General features: G+C 63.3%; 18 protein-coding genes. 12 read left to right on the top strand and 6 right to left on the bottom strand.

What is annotated here, in order from left to right; genetic code table 11:
- Positions 1–8: 8 nt before the first annotated feature.
- From M5J06_RS10480 to M5J06_RS10500, 5 genes are all read left to right on the top strand, one after another.
- Complete coding sequence (locus M5J06_RS10480) at positions 9–908, top strand: exodeoxyribonuclease III (protein WP_250224618.1); 900 nt, start codon at positions 9–11, stop codon at positions 906–908.
- Positions 909–973: 65 nt separating this feature from the next.
- Positions 974–1,165, top strand: coding sequence for a hypothetical protein (locus M5J06_RS10485; RefSeq protein ID WP_049157254.1), 192 nt, complete (start codon positions 974–976; stop codon positions 1,163–1,165).
- Positions 1,166–1,213: 48 nt separating this feature from the next.
- On the top strand, positions 1,214–2,248 hold the full coding sequence (gene trpS / locus M5J06_RS10490) for a tryptophan--tRNA ligase (RefSeq protein WP_250224619.1): 1,035 nt from the start codon (positions 1,214–1,216) through the stop codon (positions 2,246–2,248).
- Between the two features lie 62 nt (positions 2,249–2,310).
- The gene (locus tag M5J06_RS10495) at positions 2,311–3,393 is read left to right on the top strand and encodes a YhjD/YihY/BrkB family envelope integrity protein (protein ID WP_250224620.1); all 1,083 of its coding nucleotides are present in this window, start codon (positions 2,311–2,313) and stop codon (positions 3,391–3,393) included.
- Positions 3,394–3,397: 4 nt separating this feature from the next.
- Complete coding sequence (locus M5J06_RS10500; protein WP_070563874.1) at positions 3,398–4,129, top strand: RDD family protein; 732 nt, start codon at positions 3,398–3,400, stop codon at positions 4,127–4,129.
- Here M5J06_RS10500 and M5J06_RS10505 read toward each other — a convergent pair.
- Complete coding sequence (locus M5J06_RS10505) at positions 4,104–5,324, bottom strand: D-alanyl-D-alanine carboxypeptidase family protein (RefSeq protein ID WP_070563877.1); 1,221 nt, start codon at positions 5,322–5,324, stop codon at positions 4,104–4,106. The genes M5J06_RS10500 and M5J06_RS10505 overlap by 26 nt on opposite strands.
- A gap of 39 nt (positions 5,325–5,363) precedes the next feature.
- Here M5J06_RS10505 and M5J06_RS10510 point away from each other — a divergent pair, with 39 nt between their 5' ends.
- On the top strand, positions 5,364–6,248 hold the full coding sequence (locus M5J06_RS10510) for an amidohydrolase family protein (protein ID WP_250224621.1): 885 nt from the start codon (positions 5,364–5,366) through the stop codon (positions 6,246–6,248).
- Between the two features lie 3 nt (positions 6,249–6,251).
- Here M5J06_RS10510 and M5J06_RS10515 read toward each other — a convergent pair whose 3' ends face one another.
- The 3 genes from M5J06_RS10515 to M5J06_RS10525 are packed head-to-tail and all read right to left on the bottom strand — an operon-like array spanning position 6,252 to position 8,649.
- The gene (locus M5J06_RS10515; RefSeq protein WP_070530645.1) at positions 6,252–7,490 is read right to left on the bottom strand and encodes a SatS C-terminal domain-containing protein; all 1,239 of its coding nucleotides are present in this window, start codon (positions 7,488–7,490) and stop codon (positions 6,252–6,254) included.
- A gap of 11 nt (positions 7,491–7,501) precedes the next feature.
- Positions 7,502–8,365, bottom strand: coding sequence for a C40 family peptidase (locus M5J06_RS10520; RefSeq protein ID WP_250224622.1), 864 nt, complete (start codon positions 8,363–8,365; stop codon positions 7,502–7,504).
- Complete coding sequence (locus M5J06_RS10525; RefSeq protein ID WP_070685112.1) at positions 8,365–8,649, bottom strand: hypothetical protein; 285 nt, start codon at positions 8,647–8,649, stop codon at positions 8,365–8,367. Before M5J06_RS10525 ends, M5J06_RS10520 begins: the two co-directional genes overlap by 1 nt.
- A 61-nt stretch (positions 8,650–8,710) precedes the next feature.
- Between M5J06_RS10525 and upp the strand changes: the two genes are divergently transcribed.
- The 3 genes from upp to M5J06_RS10540 all read left to right on the top strand — a co-directional run bounded on the left by upp (position 8,711) and on the right by M5J06_RS10540 (position 12,131).
- Positions 8,711–9,346: a uracil phosphoribosyltransferase gene (gene upp / locus M5J06_RS10530; RefSeq protein WP_070530640.1), complete on the top strand. Its 636-nt coding sequence runs from the start codon at positions 8,711–8,713 to the stop codon at positions 9,344–9,346.
- Between the two features lie 106 nt (positions 9,347–9,452).
- The gene (locus tag M5J06_RS10535) at positions 9,453–10,634 is read left to right on the top strand and encodes a M20 family metallopeptidase (RefSeq protein ID WP_070563889.1); all 1,182 of its coding nucleotides are present in this window, start codon (positions 9,453–9,455) and stop codon (positions 10,632–10,634) included.
- 72 nt (positions 10,635–10,706) lie between these two features.
- On the top strand, positions 10,707–12,131 hold the full coding sequence (locus tag M5J06_RS10540) for an NAD(P)H-quinone dehydrogenase (RefSeq protein WP_070530636.1): 1,425 nt from the start codon (positions 10,707–10,709) through the stop codon (positions 12,129–12,131).
- 35 nt (positions 12,132–12,166) lie between these two features.
- Here the strand turns inward: M5J06_RS10540 and M5J06_RS10545 are convergent, their stop codons facing one another.
- On the bottom strand, positions 12,167–12,244 hold the full coding sequence (locus tag M5J06_RS10545; protein WP_250224659.1) for an Ltp family lipoprotein: 78 nt from the start codon (positions 12,242–12,244) through the stop codon (positions 12,167–12,169).
- A 133-nt stretch (positions 12,245–12,377) separates the two neighbouring features.
- Positions 12,378–13,685: a short-chain fatty acyl-CoA regulator family protein gene (locus M5J06_RS10550; protein WP_070530634.1), complete on the bottom strand. Its 1,308-nt coding sequence runs from the start codon at positions 13,683–13,685 to the stop codon at positions 12,378–12,380.
- A gap of 166 nt (positions 13,686–13,851) precedes the next feature.
- Between M5J06_RS10550 and prpD the strand changes: the two genes are divergently transcribed.
- Genes prpD through M5J06_RS10565 form a run of 3 tightly spaced genes read left to right on the top strand, consistent with a single transcriptional unit; the run spans position 13,852 to position 17,493 of the window.
- A complete protein-coding gene (prpD, locus tag M5J06_RS10555) occupies positions 13,852–15,363 on the top strand; it encodes a 2-methylcitrate dehydratase PrpD (RefSeq protein WP_250224623.1) in 1,512 nt (503 codons plus the stop codon).
- Positions 15,364–16,296, top strand: a complete 933-nt coding sequence (prpB, locus tag M5J06_RS10560) for a methylisocitrate lyase (RefSeq protein ID WP_250224624.1) — start codon at positions 15,364–15,366, stop codon at positions 16,294–16,296.
- Between the two features lie 48 nt (positions 16,297–16,344).
- The gene (locus tag M5J06_RS10565) at positions 16,345–17,493 is read left to right on the top strand and encodes a bifunctional 2-methylcitrate synthase/citrate synthase (protein WP_070446391.1); all 1,149 of its coding nucleotides are present in this window, start codon (positions 16,345–16,347) and stop codon (positions 17,491–17,493) included.
- The last annotated feature ends 19 nt before the right edge of the window (positions 17,494–17,512 follow it).

Raw genomic sequence — 17,512 nt, forward strand, 5'->3', positions numbered from 1 at the left:
TGTCCGGCATGAGTTTCACCATCGCCTCCGTCAACGTCAACGGCATCCGCGCGGCTTGCAAACAGCGCAACGAGAACAACCCAGGCATGAACGCGTGGCTGGAAACCACGCCGGCCGACGTCGTCCTCATGCAGGAGGTACGCGCCAACCCCGAGCAGACCCAGAAGGCCCTGGCCCCGGCTTTGGAGGCCGGATGGAACCTGGTACAGGCCGAATCCGCCGCCAAGGGCCGCGCGGGCGTGGGCATCCTATCGAAGCACGCGCTTGGCGACGTCTCCGTAGGCTTCGGCTCCTTCGCCGAATCCGGCCGCTTCATCGCCGCCACCGTGGAAGGCGTGCGGGTGGCTTCCCTGTATTTGCCTTCCGGTGATACCGATTCCCCGAAGCAAGATGAGAAGTACTTGTTCTTGGATGAGTTCTCTGAAGTTTTGGATGAAATGGCTGCGTCCTACCCGGAGGCCGTCATTGGCGGTGACTGGAACATCTGCCACCGCGCCCAAGACCTAAAGAACAATAAGGCCAATGAGAAGAAGTCCGGCCACCTGCCAGAGGAGCGTGCCTTCATGGACCGCGTCTTCGGATCTTTCCCGGATGAGCAGCCGCAGGACAAGAAGGGGCTCGGGGACTGGCTCGGCGTGGTGGACTATGAGACCAAGACCGCGTGGGAGGCGGCTGCGGATCCGCAGTGGTTTGACGTCGCTAGGCGCCTGCACCCAGAGGCGGATGGCCCCTACACCTGGTGGACCTACCGCGGCCAGGCTTTTAACAACGATGCCGGGTGGCGCATCGACTACCAGGCGGCCACGAAGGCCATGCTGGAGCGCGCGCAGCGCATTTGGGTGGAGAAGGCGCCGACGGTGGAGGAGCGCTGGTCTGATCACTCTCCGCTTCTGGTCGAGTACAAGTAGCCCACTCCAAGTAGTGGTACGATAATCCCGTCTTAACGTCCTTTTCTATTTCGCAGGAGATGCTCATGACCCGCGCAATCATCTACTTTGTCCTCGGCGCTATTCTGCTTGCCCTGGGTATCTGGTGGTGGACCATCGTCGGACCGTCCTTTGCCTTCCTTGGCCCGATCGTCCTCCAGGGCGTTGGCGGCGCGTTCATGGTGGCCGGTTTCGCCGTCATGATGGACGTTATTAGCCCGACCTCCCGCAAGATTTAACCGACGCAGCGCCGCCCCAGCGGAGGCGGCAGAGTAGAGTGGTCAACCATGACTGACTCCACTTCTGCATCGAACTCCGCTTCCCGAGTCCTCTCTGGCATCCAGCCCACGGCGGACTCTTATCACCTGGGTAACTACCTCGGAGCGCTCAAGCAGTGGATTGACCTGCAAGACTCGCACGAGGCCTTTTACTTCATCCCGGACCTGCACGCCATCACGGTGGAGCAGAACCCGGAGGAGCTGCGCCACCGCACCGTGGCGGGCGCCGCGCAGCTCATCGCATTGGGCATCGATCCGGCGAAATCGACCCTCTTCGTACAATCCCACGTCCCCGCGCACGCGGAGCTGACGTGGGTTTTGCAGTGCCTGACCGGCTTCGGTGAGGCCTCCCGCATGACCCAGTTCAAGGACAAGTCCCTCAAGCAGGGCCAGGACCGCACGTCCGTGGGCCTGTTTACCTACCCCGTCCTGATGGCCGCGGATATCCTCCTGTATTCCCCGCACTATGTGCCGGTGGGGGAGGACCAGCGCCAGCATCTCGAGCTCACCCGCAATCTGGCCGAGCGTTTCAACAACAAGTACGGCGAGGTCTTCCGCGTACCGGAGGCCTTCATTCCGGAAGGCTCGGCCAAGATTTATGACCTGCAAGAGCCGACGTCCAAGATGTCGAAGTCGGGGGCCAACCCGAAGGGCATCGTGAACCTGCTCGATGCTCCCAAGACCTCCGCCAAGCGCATCAAGTCCGCCGTGACCGATGACCTCGGCGTGGTGGCCTTTGACCGTGAGAAGCAGCCGGGCGTGTCCAACCTGCTGGCCATCCAGTCCGCACTGACGGGGGAGAGCATCCCGGAACTCGTAGACAAGTATGCCGGTCAGGGCTATGGCCACCTCAAGGTCGATACGGCCGAGGCGCTCGAGGCCTTCACCACTCCGCTCAAGGCTCGCTACGACGAGCTCATGGAAGACCGCGGCGAGCTCGAGCGCATCTTGGCCCAGGGCGCCGAGCGCGCTACGGAGATCGCCACCCCCCTCGTGGACAAGGTCTACGAGGCGGTGGGGTTCCTCCCCGCGCGTCGCGGCTGAGTTGGCTAGCATGATGAAGACTGTGTAGAGGTTTCTGTAATTAACTTTTAAGGGGAACGCCAGTGGCGCCAACGACTCGACCTGATGAGAAGAAGACCGATGACTACGGCATTGAGCGTGCTCACGCCGATGAACCGGGCGCGGTAGACAAAGTCCGTGAGAAGTCCGGCTTCATCAACCACATTATGAAGATGCTGGACCGCTACGGTAGCCAAGGCGGCAACCAGTTCGCGGCCGGAATTACGTATTTCTCGGTTCTCGCTCTCTTTCCCATCTTCATGCTCACCGTGGCCGCCGCCGCTACCGTGCTGGCGAACCGCCCCGACCTCATGCAGCAACTGGAGGAGCAGATCACCAACGCCGTATCGGGCGATCTGGGGAACTCAATCACGGAGCTTCTCCACACCGCGATTGAGCAGCGCGGCGCAATGTACGGCATCGGTGGCCTGACCACCCTGTGGTCCGGGCTGGGCTGGATGAACAACCTGCGCATCGGCATTTCTGCCATGTGGAACCAGGATCCCACCGACGCACCGGGCAATTTTGTCACCAAGAAGCTCAGCGACCTGCTGGGCCTCATCGGCCTGCTCGTGGCCATGATCATCGCCTTCGGCGTGACGGCAGCGGGTTCGTCTGGGCTGACCCAGAAGATCTTCGAGTGGGTCGGCATCGAGTCCTTCCCTGGCATGGGAGCGGTGCTTGTTATCGCTGGCATCGTGATTGGTCTTATTGCCAACTTCCTGGTCTTTTGGTGGATGGTGGCCTTCCTGCCGCGCACGAAGGTGCCCACCAAGTCGGGCTTGATGGGCGCGGCCATTGGCGCGGTGCTTTTTGAAGCCATCAAGCAGCTGTCCACCGTCATCATGTCCTCCGCGGCGGGCAACCCAGCCGGTGCCGTGTTCGGCCCTGTGATTGTCCTCATGGTGGTCATGTACCTGGTCTGGCGCGTCGTGCTCTACGTTTCCGCGTGGACGGCCACCACCGAGGAATCCCTTGAGCTGATGGTCCCGCCGGTTCCGGATCAGGCGGTTATCCGCGTCCGCAATGAGATCCGCCGGGGCCCGAACCCGGGCGTGGCCTTGGGTGCCGGTGCCGCACTCGGCGCGGCGGCCGCAGGCGCATGGGCCTTGCTGCGCCGAAAGTAGGCCGATGCTTCCAGTATCTTTCGCTCCGAACCTGTATGAACACTTCACCCTGGATTCGCGCGCGACCTCACGCGAACTCGGCGTGCAGCTGGCGGCTGCCGACGCCCGCCTCGAAGGCCTCGGCTACCTCCCCGAGGATGCGGAGCGCGAGGAGCTCGCCGTTGCCGCCCGCATCCTCTGCGAGCCTTCTACCCGGGCAAGCTATGACCAAAAGGTAGAATCAGGCGCCCGGCTTACTTGGGCGCAACTGGAGGACTACGCGAATACCGGCCGCTGGGACGAAAGCCACCACGCTCCCGCGCCCGCGCACGACGCCCCGCGTGCAACCCCCGGCACCCGCGTGCTTTTGGCCGTCATCGACTACGTCATTGCGGCGATCGGTGTGTCCCTCCTCGTAAGTCTCGGGGTGTACAACTCCGCTTTCAATGAGGTCTGGCTCACCAGCATCTCGGGCATCATCACGGTGGCCTATTACATCTGCTTCGAGGTCCTCGTAGGAGCAACGCCGGCGAAGCTGATAGCTGGATACACGGTGCGCGATGTCACCACCCGCGAGAAGCTCACCTGGCAGCAGAGCATTAAGCGCAACTGGTGGCGCGTGGCCTCCCTCGTGCCGCTTGTCGGCCCGCTCATTGCCTTCTTCGGAGCCCTCTACGTGGTGACCACGATTGGCCCGAAGAACGCGCTTCGCGGCCAGCACGACATCATGGCTAACGCCGAAGTAGTGAAAAAGTAGCCACCGCCACCACGAGGAGGGTGACGAGGCCCGCCACCAGCCACCCGATCCAGCCCTGCGAGTCCGCGAAGGACGACGCCGTCGCCGGGGCCTCAGCGGTGGCGGTGGCAGAAGGCGTGGTGGGCGCTGTGCTGGGCTCCTGCGACTCCGAAGGCTCATGCCTCCCAGCCGCGAAATCATCGAGCTGCCCCACGCCGTCGCCGGGCTGGACGTCGGAGGCTTCGTCGAGAAGCATCTGCGCCTGCTCCCACGCGCGGAAACCATGCTCAACGGTCGTATCGAGGAGAACCGCCTGGAGGCGGCGCCCATCGCGGTTGATCGCACCGACGAAAGTGTGGTGCGCGTCCTCGGTATAGCCGGTCTTGCCGCCGATACCATCCGGATCATTGAGGAAGAGCCCGTTATCGTTCCACAGCTCATAACCGGGCATGTCACCCCAGCCGGGAAACTCCACGTGCTCAGTATCGACGATGCGCGCGAAGGTGTCGTTGGCAAAAGCCGCGCGGTAAATCAGCGAGATATCCGCCGCGGACGTCGACATACCCGCCGCGTCCAGCCCGGAGTAGCTGGCCGCCACCGTCGAGCGCGTGCCAATCTCCTTCGCCTTCGCGTTGACCTTCTCCAGCGCCTCCTCATCCCCGCCTATGGCCTGCGCGAGAGCGTGTGCGGCATCGTTGCCGGAAGCCATGAGCAAACCCTGGAGAAGCTGCTCCACGGTATAGACCCCATCCGGGCCGAGGCCGACGGCGGAGCCTTCGACGGAGGCGTCGTCAAGCGTGGCGGTGATGCGTTGGTCCAAGGGAAGCTCCTCGATGACCACGAGCGCTAACAGTGCTTTGATGATGGAGGCCGGGCGGTAGCGCCCGTTGGGGTCCTTCATGGCGATGATCTCGCCCGTGTCCACGTCACTGACCATCCACGCCGAGGCCACGACGTCCTTATTGACCCGAAAACCCGACGGCGCGGTGACACCGCACGCAGCGCCCTCAACCGCGGGCAGGGGAGTGGGCGCTGCCTGGCCGGGAGCCAACCGCTCCGAGGTGGTCGTCGGCTCCTCAGGCACGAGGGAATGCGGGCACAAGTCAGTATCCGGCGCAGTGGTGCGCGTGGGCGATGATGACTCTTCCTCTTCTGCAAACGCCGGCGGCGTGGCGGCCAGAGCGATGACGGTGAGGAGCGCGGGGACATGTTTCATAGCGTGCTTAATCCTAGACCCCGTCCTAGGATGAACCTCATGCATGACGCACCTCTGATTAGCCCCGAAAACAAAGATTCCGGCGCCGAGATTTTCGCTCGTCTGCCCAAAGTGACGCTGTTGGCGCCGCTGCCCACGGTTGCATCCACCCCGGACGAGCTCCGCGCGGCCACGCACGCTGCTGTGCAGGCGCTTGCCGACGACCACGTGGTCTACGCCGAGCTCCGCCTGCGCCCCAGTGCTTTCCCCTTCGGCGCCGCCGAGGCGCTGGCTGCGGCGCAAGAGGGTCTTGATGTTCCCGGTATTGATGCGCGGATCATCGTGGAGGGCGCGGCCGACAATGTGGATGCCGGCGAGGCTGTTGCCGGTGCAGCGCTGACTGAGCTGTCCGCAGCGGAGAAGCTGCGTGAAAATTTCATTCCCTGGGAGCGGGACGTGGCTTCGTACGAGGATGCCGTGGCAGCCGTGCACGCCGGTGCGACGCGTTTGGTCCACGCAACGGATCTCATCGATGATTTCGGTGCCGACCTTGACGGCGTTCGCCCGGGCAAGGCCTCTGCGTGGGTGCGGGATCGCCGCATCGCGCTGACCTTCGCGCCGCTAGAGGAATTGCCCGCAGAGGAGCTGGTCGATCACCCTCTGCCGCTGCTGCAGCAGCTCGGCTTTACCTGCACGGTGGCGGGCGAGAAGCTCAGCGATGTCTTCCTCGCCCTGAGCGAGACCTTCGGCTATGGCCTCGAGGAGTTCTTTGACCTCACCATCAAGGCCATTGAGAATTCCTTTGCTAGCGAAGAAGACCGCCAGCGCCTCATCGAGCAGGAGATCCTGCCCGCCTATGAGGAACTGGCGGATCCGGAATTCGCGGAAGACGCTTCAGATATGAGCGATTCCGATGCGGAAGAAGACAGTGAGTCTTCCGAGTAGAAGCTAGAAGCGGGAGAAACGCTTCGTCAGCATTTCTTCCAGGCCCTTCCAGGACTCCGCGTGCTCGGTGTAGGGCTTGGAGGGGACGTAGCCCGCGTGCTCGGTGGAGCCGAGCATGTAGCCCAGGTAGTCCTGGAAGCGCGGGTTCTGCAGCATATAAGAGTTGATGGAGTCATCCCCGGCCCAGTCGGCGGCGTCGGCGCAGACTTCGTAGCAGCGGCTCATCTGATCCGTATCGACGGCCTCCGGACCCTTTTCAATGTCGCGCACGATGCCATTGAAGGTGTACTGGTTATCCGGGTGGACAGTGACCTCGAGTTCGCCCGCGTTCGCCGCGGCAACGACCTCCTCCCAAGTGGAAACCTTTGCTAGGTCATGGTCGTCGTTCTCCATGATCCAGCGCACGAGCACCTTGGAGCTGGGGAAGGTAAAGATCTCGCCCCACTTGCCCAAGAACACCGGCTTGCCGTTGAGGTAGGTGCGCAGGGTGTAGACCGTTCGCTGGTTGGCGGTGATCTTAATCGGGTCGATGCCTGCGGCTGCCCACGGGGAATTGTCGTAGGGATCGGCGGATTTCGCTGCCGCCTCGCGCTCCTCTTCGGCCTTCTTGCGTGCTTCTTCCGCGGCTTCGCTGGCGGCAGAGATGCGGGTAGCGGCATCCGCGGTTGCCTCCTGGCTGAAATCGGAGGAAGGGATGACCTTGACTACCTTGTCGAGGTCCTCGATGACCTCACGCCAGTTGCTATGAATAACGCGGCCTACGCCGGACCATTCGCCCATGCCCTGGTCACCGGCATAGTGATCGGCTCCGCGGGCGGGGTTGCGCAAGATGGAATGCGAAGCGAAGAAAATAACGGTGTGCTCCGCGGCCCCGACCTCTGCCAGCGCGTGTGCAATTTCTAGGCAGCGTGCGACGGTGGACACGTTCTCGTGGCTGGGGCGGCCAGCCAAGTGCTTTGGCATGCCGATGAGGTCGTATACATGCTTCTTCTCCGGAACGACGCGGTCCGCTGCCTGGGAATTGAAGGCCTCCCACTTTGGGTGATCGAGCAGGTCGTGCTTCGAGCCGGATTCGAGGAAGCACAGCATCTCGGCTTCGGTGTTAAAGAGCAAGACGGACTCGTCATCACCGAGGAAGGCCTGCCACTCGGAACCATTTTGGCGCCACTTCGGCGCCCAAAGGGTATAAAAATCACCCTCAGAAAGGGAGAGTTGGATGGGTACAATCGCGCGGGTGTTCATGGGCAAACAGTCTACCCTGTAGGCCTCCAGAACCCTTTGAAAGCCATCCCCATGTTGTTAGTGCGCAGCGGATTGGTTTGCACAGGGCTGCCCGCCTCCACCATCTGTCCGCCGCCGGAGTACATGGCCACGTGCCCATCCCACACGATGAGGTCACCGGGCTGCAGTTCGTCTGCGCTTACCTGACGGCCCACGGTCTGGCTTTCTGCGGTGCGCGGCAGCTCCACCCCCGCTTGGCGCCAAGCCCATTGCGTCAACCCAGAGCAATCAAAGCTGCCATTGCCGGTACCGCCCCACCCATAAGGAGTCCCCACCTGGGACAAAGCGGCCTGTGCCGCTGCCTGCCCTTGTGTGCTTCCTACGCTTGCGGTGGAGGACGCGGTGAGTGCGTGGCGCACCACGCCTTCCTCCTGCGGGCCGCGCACCGAGGGGCGAACAGCACGCTGGCCAATGGGGATGAGGGGAGCTGCTGCTTGCAGGAGATCCCCAGCCAGCTGCTTGACGCGAAGCATCGCTTTGCCAACGTATTCCATGGCCAGGGCTTGCAATGCTGAACGCGCCGCAGCCTGTGTTGCAGGATTCGGGATAAGCAGCCCGAGAGCGATAGGTAGTCCGCGCTGGAGAAGCTCGAAGCCCAGACCGATGAGGTCCCTGACTGTCGCCGCGATGAGCCTGCGGGCAGCATCCAGAGCTGAGCGGGCGGTGGAGAGATCCTCGGTGGCTTGGCGCACAGTGTCTAACAACGCCCGTGGATCTCCATGCGCAATTTCCGCTAGCGGCCCTGCAGCAGTGAGATCGGGCACAGTGGGCAGGGAGACGTCGGGAAGCTGCGCCGGCTGAATCCGGGCAATGTGGGCGAGTGCTGACTCCAACATCACAGACCCCCGCACGCGTTCGCGAGAGCACCATCGGCGTCTTCCGCTTCGCGGGCCATGCGGAAGCTGGAGTCCGCCACGGCACCGGCATCCGCCCTGACCTGGGCAAGGCGGGCGGAAAGGTTCTCCATGGCGGTGTTAAAGGTTCCAGTGAAACCGCCCAGAACGGTATCGACCGGTAGCTCAGGAGGGGGAGTGGAGGAGGCCTGGGAGATGGCGGCAAGCTCGTGCGCCAGCCTGCGGGTGTGTTCGGTGTCGATATTAAACGTATGGAAGCTAGTCATGGCTTATTAGACTGTGCCGCCCGCTGATCGGTTCCCGGCCGATTCTTATACAGTGAAGGGCATGGATATCCACGTAGTAGACCACCCCCTCGCCGCCTCCCGGCTGACACTTATGCGCGATGCTCGCAGCGATAATGCCGCCTTCCGTGCAGCCCTGCGGGATCTTGGCACCATGCTCGTCTATGAGGCAGCGCGCGACCTGCCCGTCGAGCACTTTGATTGCGTTACTCCCGTCGCCACGGCGGAGGGCACCCGCCTGCAGGACCCGCCAATTATCGTGCCCATCATCCGTGCTGGGCTGGGCATGATTGACCCGGCGCTGTCGATGATCCCTGATGCCCAAGTTGGCTTCATCGGCATGGCGCGCGATGAAGAAACCCATGAGCCGGTGCCTTACCTGGAGGCCCTGCCGGAGGATCTCAGCGGGCGTAGCGTCTTTGTCGTCGATCCGATGCTCGCCACGGGCGGTTCCCTCCTGCATTCCCTGAAGCTCCTCGCGGACCGCGGCGCCACCGATATCACCGCGATCTGCATGGTGTCCGCGCAGCCGGGCGTCGATGCGCTGGCCAACTCCGGGCTGCCGGTTCGCTTGGTTACCGCGGCGATTGATCCGGCCCTCAACGAGGACGCCTACATCGTGCCGGGGCTTGGCGACGCCGGCGACCGCCTCTACGGTCCCCGCAATATCGACCTGTAGCGAAGGTAGACCGCTCAGTATATCCGGCGTGTGACCTGCCCGGCTAACTGAACCGCATGGTCTAGTTGTAGACTCTTCCCAATAGGACACCACGGAGGAGGAAGCAGTGATCTCGGACTACGTCAGTGAGTGGTTCAGCAACCACCGCGCGGAGGTCATCGCGTGGCGCCGCCATATTCACCGCCACCCGGAGACCTCCAATAAGGAAGTAGAAACCACTCGCTTCCTGTCTCGCACCCTGCGTGAGTATGGTCTGGAGCCGCAGCTTTTCCCCGAAACCGGCCTCATGGTGGACATCGGCCCCGACACGGAACTCGGGCGCCTGGCCTTCCGCGCCGACATCGACGCGCTCCCGGTCACGGAGGTCACGGGCCTCGAGTACACCTCCGAGGTCCCCGGCGTCATGCATGCCTGCGGGCATGACATGCACACCACCATTGCGCTGGCCACGGCCTGTGCCTTGGCGGATCTCAACCGCGAGCACCCGCTGGACTTCGGTGTCCGCGTCATCTTCCAACCCGCCGAAGAGGTCTGGGTAGGCGGCGCCACCGATGTCATCGAGTGGGGTGCGCTCGAGGGCGTGAATTCCATCTTTGCGGTCCACGTCGAGCCGAAGCTGCGCGTCGGGCGCATCGGCGTCCGCGCCGGGGCGATTACCTCCGCGACTGACGTCGTGGAAATCAACGTCTCCGGTCCGGGCGGGCACACGTCACGCCCGCACTTGTCGGCGGACGTCGTTTATGCGCTGGGCAAGCTGCTGACGGACCTGCCGGGTTTGCTCTCGCGCCGCGTCGATCCACGCACCGGCACCGTCTTGGTCTTTGGTCAGGTGAATTCCGGCTATGCACCGAACGCGATTCCCGAGACCGGCTCGGTGTCTGGCACCATGCGCACGGCGGATATCGGGATCTGGCGCGAGATGCAAACGCTGTTCTCTGAGCTTGTGGAGCAGGTCCTGGCGCCCCTGGGCGTGGAACATGAGCTGGTCTATCACCGTGGGGTTCCGCCGGTGCTGAACGACGACGTCTCCACCGCCCTCCTCGCCAGCGCTGCCCAGGCCATCGACCCGCAAGCCGTGGTCCAAGCGCCGCAGTCCTCGGGCGGCGAGGACTTCTCCTGGTACTTGGAGAAGGTCCCCGGTTCCATGGCCCGCCTGGGTTGTTGGTCCGGCGAAGGCGAGCAGCACGATCTGCATATGGGTGATTTGGCCCCCGATGAGAGGGCTATCGGCGTGGGCGTCAAACTCTTCGGCTCCGTGGCGGAACAGTTTGCCAACGTGGAGGATTAGTTTTCTAACTACTACACTGTGACAAGGATTTCCCAGAGTTCTTATAGGCAGATTTTTAAAAAAGGAGCGACAGTGTCACAGGAAGCCCCCCGCATCGTAATTATCGGCGGCGGCCCCGCAGGCTACGAGGCTGCGACTGCCGGCGCCAAGTACGGCGCGCACATTACGTTGGTTGAGGAACAGGGCCCCGGTGGCTCCTCCGTTCTTTTGGACTGCGTCCCGTCGAAGTCCTTTATTGCCGGCGCCAACATTCGCACCGACTTCCGCCGCGCGGATGATATGGGCCTGAACCACCAGCTCGGCTCGCTGAAGCTGAGCCTGGAGGCGCTTAACGGCCGCGTGCAGGCGCTGGCCGGCAACCAGTCCCGCGACGTGCGCGCGGGCCTGGAGAAGATCGGCGTCAAGGTCATCGATGGCCGCGCCGCATTCTCCGAGGACCAGCACGGCGTGAAGGGTGCCGCGCACAAGGTTGATGTCACCCACACTGATGGCACCACCGAGACCCTCGACGCGGACCTGGTCCTCGTTGCCACCGGTGCCACCCCGCGCATCTTGCCGGGCGCTCAGCCGGACGGCGAGCGCATCCTGACCTGGCAGCAGGTTTATGACCTCAAGGAGGAGCCGGAGCACCTCATCGTCGTCGGCTCCGGCGTGACCGGTGCCGAGTTCGTTTCCGCCTTCGCGGAGATGGGTGTGCGCGTGACCATGGTGGCTTCTCGCGACCGCATTCTGCCGCATGATGACGCCGATGCTGCCGACGTCCTCGAGACCGTCCTGGCTGAGCGCGGCGTGGAGCTGGAAAAGAACTGCCGCGTCGAAACGGTCTCCCGCACCGAGGACGGCAACGTGGTGGTCAAGACCCAGGATGGTCGCGAGATCCACGGCTCCCACGTCATCATGTCCATCGGTTCCATCCCGAATACGAAGAACCTGGGCCTCGAGCACGTTGGCGTGGCTACCACGAAGTCCGGTCACATCGAGGTTGACCGCGTTTCCCGCACCAACGTTGCCGGCATCTACGCCGCGGGTGACTGCTCCGACCTCTTCCCACTGGCCTCCGTTGCCGCGATGCAGGGGCGTATCGCCATGTACCACTCCCTGGGTGAGGGCGTGTCTCCGCTGCGCTTGAAGACGGTCGCCACCGCCGTGTTTACCCGCCCGGAGATCGCTGCCGTGGGCTTTACCCAGGCGGAGATTGAGGCCGGTGAGGTCGCCGCGCGTACCATCACGATGCCGTTGAACACCAACCCGCGCGCCAAGATGCGTTCCCTGCAGCACGGTTTTGTCAAGCTCTTCTGCCGCGCCACTTCCGGCCGTGTTATCGGCGGCGTCATCGTCGCCCCGACCGCTTCTGAGCTCATCCTGCCCATCGCCGTGGCGGTGACCAACCAGCTCACCGTGAACCAGCTGGCGGATTCCTTCGCGGTCTACCCGTCGCTGTCCGGCACCATCACCGAGGCAGCCCGCCGCCTCGTTGCCCACGACGACCTCGAGTAGGCAGGCTCCAGCTCCGCTTTAGCTTCGGCTCGCTTTTATAAGCCCAGTGTGCTCACCGCATGCTGGGCTTCTTCCATGGTGAACTGCTCGCCGTAGTCGCTGGGGAGCTGCATAGGGGTTGGACATGAGAGAACCTCCTGCGTAGGTGAGAGACGAGAGCCCGGCGTGGTGCCGAACGAGTCTTATCTTGGCAAGCGGCCTGGACATTGCCGCAGGAAGTTCGAAAGCTTGGGCGGACTGTGGAAACTACGAGGTCGCGTAGGCCGAAACCGGAGTGGCATTGAGGTCGAGGCTGACGGAGCGCCCCGCCTGTGGGAAGGCGCGCTGCGGACAGGCCGGGCGTGGGCAGGCGGCGCAACCGGGGCCGATGGGGGTTGCCTCGGAAGGGGAGAGGTTGAGCGCATCGGCGTAAACCACGCGATCCGCCTGCGCGATATCGCAGCCCAGCCCCACGACGAATTCCTTGCGCGGTGTACCCCAGGCCTGAGCTTGGCCTTGGACGAAGCGCGCGATCCACAGGTAGGTGTGGTCATCGGGCATCGAGGCCACCTGGCGCGTGATGCGGTTTGGTGTTTCAAAAGCACGGTGGACCACCCACAACGGGCACGAGCCGCCGCTGCGTGCAAAGTGGAAAGCGGTGGAGGACTGGCGCTTGGAAATATTGCCCGCGCGGTCGGTTCGGATGAAGGAGAAAGGGACACCTTGGTGGTGGGGCCGCTGAAGCGTCGACAAGCGCTGCGCGGTGGTCTCGAAACCAGTGCCAAAGGATGCCGCGATCACATCAATGTCGTAGCGCGTCTCCTCCGCGGTGGTGAGGAGCTGCGTATAGGGCATGGTGACGGCCGCCGCGAAGTATTGGGCCAGTCCGTAGGTGCCGATGGAGCGGGCTTCGGCGCTGGGGAGTTCAGCCACGAGTTCCGCGCAGTGCTCTGGATAGGCCAGAAGACAGTACTGGAGCGCCATCTCGAAGACGAGCTGGGCTTCCGTGAGTCCTGCGCGCAGGTGCAGCTCGCGGTCGTGGAAGGTCCGTCGGCGCGGGGAGGCCGAGGAGAAACGTGTCGTAACACCGAACTCGTCCTGGAGGACTGAGGCCAAGCGCCCACGGCGCAGGACGCGGTCACCGAGGGAATCGGACAGCTCCTCGGCAGCTACGTCCAGGCTGTGAATGTAGTTGTGGGCGTCGTAGAAGAAGTCGCGGACCGCTTCGAAAGGGCCGGTTTCCGCGGGGGTGTGCGCGGCGGCGGCGACAAGCCGGGGGAGTAGCTCGGGGAAGCGCCCGCTTAAGTCGGTGAGTGTGGTGTCGGAGGCCTCGGGGAAGAGCTGACGCAGCTCGGCGAGCGCGCGCAGGTCGCGATCCCCCGCGAAGTAGGTGGCGTCAACGCCAAAGCGTTGCGTCAGCTGCATGAGGACGGTGACGGTGAGGGGGCGCTGGTCATTTTCCAGCTGGTTGAGATAGCTGGTGGACATCCCCAGTTGTTGTGCCATGGCCGCTTGGGTGAGTTTGCGTTCTTTGCGTAGTGCGTGGATTCTTGCCCCCGCGTAGTGCTTGCTCATTGTGTACGTCCTCCCAAAAAGCCGCCCCAACTGGTAATTACACAAGGTTTGCAAACAACGCAAAACCCTGCAACAGATAAACACAGTTTACACATGTGGCAGGCCACACGGGCGGGGGATAGTGTGATGGCTATCGCAGCCGTTGTTGTCTAGGAGGAAAACCCCGTTGATTAACCACGAAGTACGTACCCACAAGTCCGCCGAGAACTTCCCCATCGAAGAGCACCTGGCGTACAAGATTGCCAAGGTCGCAGCAGATCCCGTTGAGGTTCCGGCCGAGACCACCGAGATGATCATCAACCGCATCATCGATAACGCCTCCGTGGCCGTGGCCTCAGCCACCCGCCGCCCGGTGACCTCCGCCCGCGTCATCGCGCAGGCCCACCCGGCTCAAGAAGGCGGCGCCACCATCTTCGGCGTTGACGGCACCTACTCCGCCGAGTGGGCAGCCCTGGCCAACGGCACTGCCGTGCGCGAGCTGGACTACCACGACACCTTCCTCGCCGCCGAATACTCCCACCCGGGCGATAACATCCCGCCAATCCTGGCCGTGGCACAGCACAAGGGGCTGACCGGCAAGGAGCTCATCCGCGGTATCGCCACCGGCTACGAAGTCCAGGTCAACCTGGTCAAGGGCATCTGCCTTCACGAGTGGAAGATCGACCACGTGGCGCACCTCGGCCCCTCCGTCGCCGCGGGTATCGGCACCATGCTCGGCCTCGACGTCGACACCATCTACCAGGCCATCGGCCAGGCGCTACACACCACCACCGCCACCCGCCAGTCCCGCAAGGGCCTCATCTCCTCCTGGAAGGCCTATGCACCGGCGTTTGCCGGCAAGATGGGCATCGAAGCAGTAGACCGCTCCATGCGCGGCGAGGGTGCCCCGGCCCCGATTTGGGAAGGCGAGGACGGCTTCATTGCCTGGATGCTCCACTCCCCGGAGCGAACCTACACCGTCCCCCTCCCGGCTGAGGGCGAGGAAAAGCGCGCCATCCTGGACACCTACACCAAAGAGCACTCCGCGGAGTACCAGGCACAGGCCCCGATTGATATGGCCTTTGCCCTCAAGAAGACCTTGGCTGAGAAGGGCCTGAAGGTGGAGGACATCGAGTCCATCGTCCTGCACACCTCGCACCACACTCACTACGTCATCGGCACCGGCGCCAACGACCCGCAGAAGATGGACCCGAACTCCTCCCGCGAGACTCTGGATCACTCCATCATGTACATCTTCGCCGTGGCCCTGCAGGACGGCGAGTGGGACTACGAGACCTCCTACTCTGACGAGCGCAAGCACCGCCAGGACACCATCGACCTGTGGCACAAGATTTCCACCGTTGAGGACCCGGAGTGGACCCGCCGCTACCACTCCAACGACCTCAGCGAGAAGGCCTTCGGCGGCAAGGCCGTCATCACCTTCAAGGATGGCACCGTGATCGAGGACGAGCGCGCGGTGGCCGACGCCCACCCGCTCGGCGCCCGCCCCTTCGGCCGCGAGGAGTACATCAACAAGTTCAAGAAGCTCGCCGCCGGCAAGGTTTCGGAGGAGGAGCAGGAGCGCTTCCTCGCTGCCGCCCAGAACCTGGAAAACCTCACCGACCTGAGCGAGCTCAACGTTCGCCTCACCGACGAGGCTATCGCCACCGCACCCGAGACCCCGAAGGGACTGTTCTAAATGGCTGGCCTATTTGGCTCTACTATCAGCAATGCAGACAAGCGCAAGAGCTTCCGCGAGGCGCTGAACGCACCGGGAATCACCACGCTGCCGGGCGCCTTCAACCCGTTGACCGCGCGGCTCATCCAGGACATCGGCGGCTTCGGCGGCGTCTACGTCTCCGGCGCGGTGCTGGCTAATGATCTGGGCCTGCCGGACATTGGTCTCACCACCCTCACTGAGGTGGCGCAGCGCGCCGGACACATCGCCCGCGCCACGGACTTGCCCGTGCTTGTCGACGCCGACACGGGCTTCGGCGAACCCATGTCCGCCGCCCGCACGGTTGCCGCGCTGGAGGACGCCGGCCTGGCTGGTTGCCACCTGGAAGACCAGGTCAACCCGAAGCGCTGCGGCCACCTCGATGGCAAGGAAGTGGTGCCGACGGATCTTATGGTTCGCCGCATCACCGCCGCGGTCAACGAGCGCCGCGATGAGAACTTCATCATTTGCGCCCGCACCGATGCCGCCGGCATCCACGGCATCGATGAAGCCATCGAGCGCGCCAAGGCCTACGCCGACGCCGGCGCGGACCTCATCTTTACCGAGGCCCTGTATTCGCCGGCAGACTTCGAAAAGTTCCGCGCCGCCGTGGACACCCCGCTGCTGGCCAACATGACGGAGTTCGGCAAGACCGAGCTGCTGTCTGCCAAGCGCATTGAGGACTTGGGCTATAACGCCGTTATCTGGCCGGTATCCACCCTGCGCGTGGCTATGGGCGCGACCGAAGAATTCCTCCGTGACATGCAGGAAACCGGCCTGCAATCCCAGGAATGGCTCGACCGCATGCAGCACCGCTCCCGCCTGTATGAGCTGGTGCGCTACGACGAGTACAACGCCTTCGACCAGAGCGTATTCACCTACTCCAAGGACAGCTACAAGCCCACCTTTGACTAAACCCCACGTCCCAGAACTCACACCACACCCCTAAAGGAGAAAAACATCATGTCTGAAACCCCAGAGATTCGCAAGGGTCTGTACGGCGTTGTCGTCGACGAGACCGCCGTGTCTAAGGTTGTCCCGGAAACCAACTCCCTGACCTACCGCGGCTACCCAGTCCAGGAGCTGGCGCGCTACTGCTCCTTCGAAGAGGTTGCTTACCTGCTGTGGAACGGCGAGCTGCCCACTCAGGATGAGCTGGTCCGTTTCTCCGCCCGCGAGAAGGCGCTGCGCCACCTGGACCGCCACCTCATTGACCTGATCACCTCCATGCCGAAGTCCTGCCACCCGATGGACGTGCTGCGCACCGCAGTCTCCTTCATTGGTTCTCAGGACCCGGAGGAGTACACCAAGGACTCCGAGCACATCCGCCGCACCGCGCTGGAGCTCATGGCGAAGCTGCCGACCATCGTCGCACTCGACATCCGCCGTCGCCGCGGCGAGGGCTACCTCGAGCCTTCCCGCAAGAAGGGCTTTGCGGAGAACTTCCTGTGGATGGTCTTCGGTGAGGAGGAAGGCTCGCCGGCCCTGTCTCGCTCCGATATTGAGGCCTTTGATAAGTCCCTCATCCTCTACGCCGAGCACTCCTTCAACGCCTCCACCTTCGCCGCTCGCGTGGTGACCTCCACGATGTCGGATACCTACTCCGCTGTCACCGCCGCCATCGGCGCGCTGAAGGGCCCGCTGCACGGTGGTGCTAACGAGGCTGTGATGAAGAATTTCCTGGAGGTCGGTGACCCGGCCAAGGCGGAGGAGTGGACGCTCAACAAGCTCAAGAACAAGGAGCTCGTCATGGGCTTCGGTCACCGCGTGTACAAGAACGGTGACTCCCGTGTTCCGACCATGGAGGCCGCTTTCCGCGAGCTGGCCAAGGACCACGGCCAGGAGCAGTGGGTGGAGATGTACGAGAAGATGGCGAAGACCATGTACGAGAACACCTCCATCAAGATTCAGCCGAACCTGGACTTCCCGGCTGGCCCCGCGTACCACATCCTGGGCTTCGACATTGAGTTCTTCACCCCGATCTTCGTGATGGCCCGCATCACCGGCTGGACCGCACACATCGTGGAGCAGAACGAGAACAACTCCCTGATCCGCCCGCTGTCTGCCTACAACGGCAAGGAGCAGCGCTCCGTTCCGCCGAAGCAGATCTAGAAAAGCAAAGTTAGCTAAT

Origin of the sequence: Corynebacterium intestinale, assembly GCF_023574125.1 — a bacterium.
Classification (GTDB): Bacteria; Actinomycetota; Actinomycetes; order Mycobacteriales; family Mycobacteriaceae; genus Corynebacterium; species Corynebacterium hesseae.

Bases quoted from the DNA above. Each gene is read 5' to 3' on its own strand.
- M5J06_RS10480 (WP_250224618.1), top strand. From the start codon at position 9: ATGAGTTTCACCATCGCCTCCGTCAACGTCAACGGCATCCGCGCGGCT.
- M5J06_RS10485 (WP_049157254.1), top strand. From the start codon at position 974: ATGACCCGCGCAATCATCTACTTTGTCCTCGGCGCTATTCTGCTTGCC.
- trpS (WP_250224619.1), top strand. From the start codon at position 1,214: ATGACTGACTCCACTTCTGCATCGAACTCCGCTTCCCGAGTCCTCTCT.
- M5J06_RS10500 (WP_070563874.1), top strand. From the start codon at position 3,398: ATGCTTCCAGTATCTTTCGCTCCGAACCTGTATGAACACTTCACCCTG.
- M5J06_RS10505 (WP_070563877.1), bottom strand. From the start codon at position 5,324: ATGAAACATGTCCCCGCGCTCCTCACCGTCATCGCTCTGGCCGCCACG.
- M5J06_RS10510 (WP_250224621.1), top strand. From the start codon at position 5,364: ATGCATGACGCACCTCTGATTAGCCCCGAAAACAAAGATTCCGGCGCC.
- M5J06_RS10515 (WP_070530645.1), bottom strand. From the start codon at position 7,490: ATGAACACCCGCGCGATTGTACCCATCCAACTCTCCCTTTCTGAGGGT.
- M5J06_RS10520 (WP_250224622.1), bottom strand. From the start codon at position 8,365: ATGTTGGAGTCAGCACTCGCCCACATTGCCCGGATTCAGCCGGCGCAG.
- M5J06_RS10525 (WP_070685112.1), bottom strand. From the start codon at position 8,649: ATGACTAGCTTCCATACGTTTAATATCGACACCGAACACACCCGCAGG.
- upp (WP_070530640.1), top strand. From the start codon at position 8,711: ATGGATATCCACGTAGTAGACCACCCCCTCGCCGCCTCCCGGCTGACA.
- M5J06_RS10545 (WP_250224659.1), bottom strand. From the start codon at position 12,244: ATGCAGCTCCCCAGCGACTACGGCGAGCAGTTCACCATGGAAGAAGCC.
- M5J06_RS10550 (WP_070530634.1), bottom strand. From the start codon at position 13,685: ATGAGCAAGCACTACGCGGGGGCAAGAATCCACGCACTACGCAAAGAA.
- prpB (WP_250224624.1), top strand. From the start codon at position 15,364: ATGGCTGGCCTATTTGGCTCTACTATCAGCAATGCAGACAAGCGCAAG.
- M5J06_RS10565 (WP_070446391.1), top strand. From the start codon at position 16,345: ATGTCTGAAACCCCAGAGATTCGCAAGGGTCTGTACGGCGTTGTCGTC.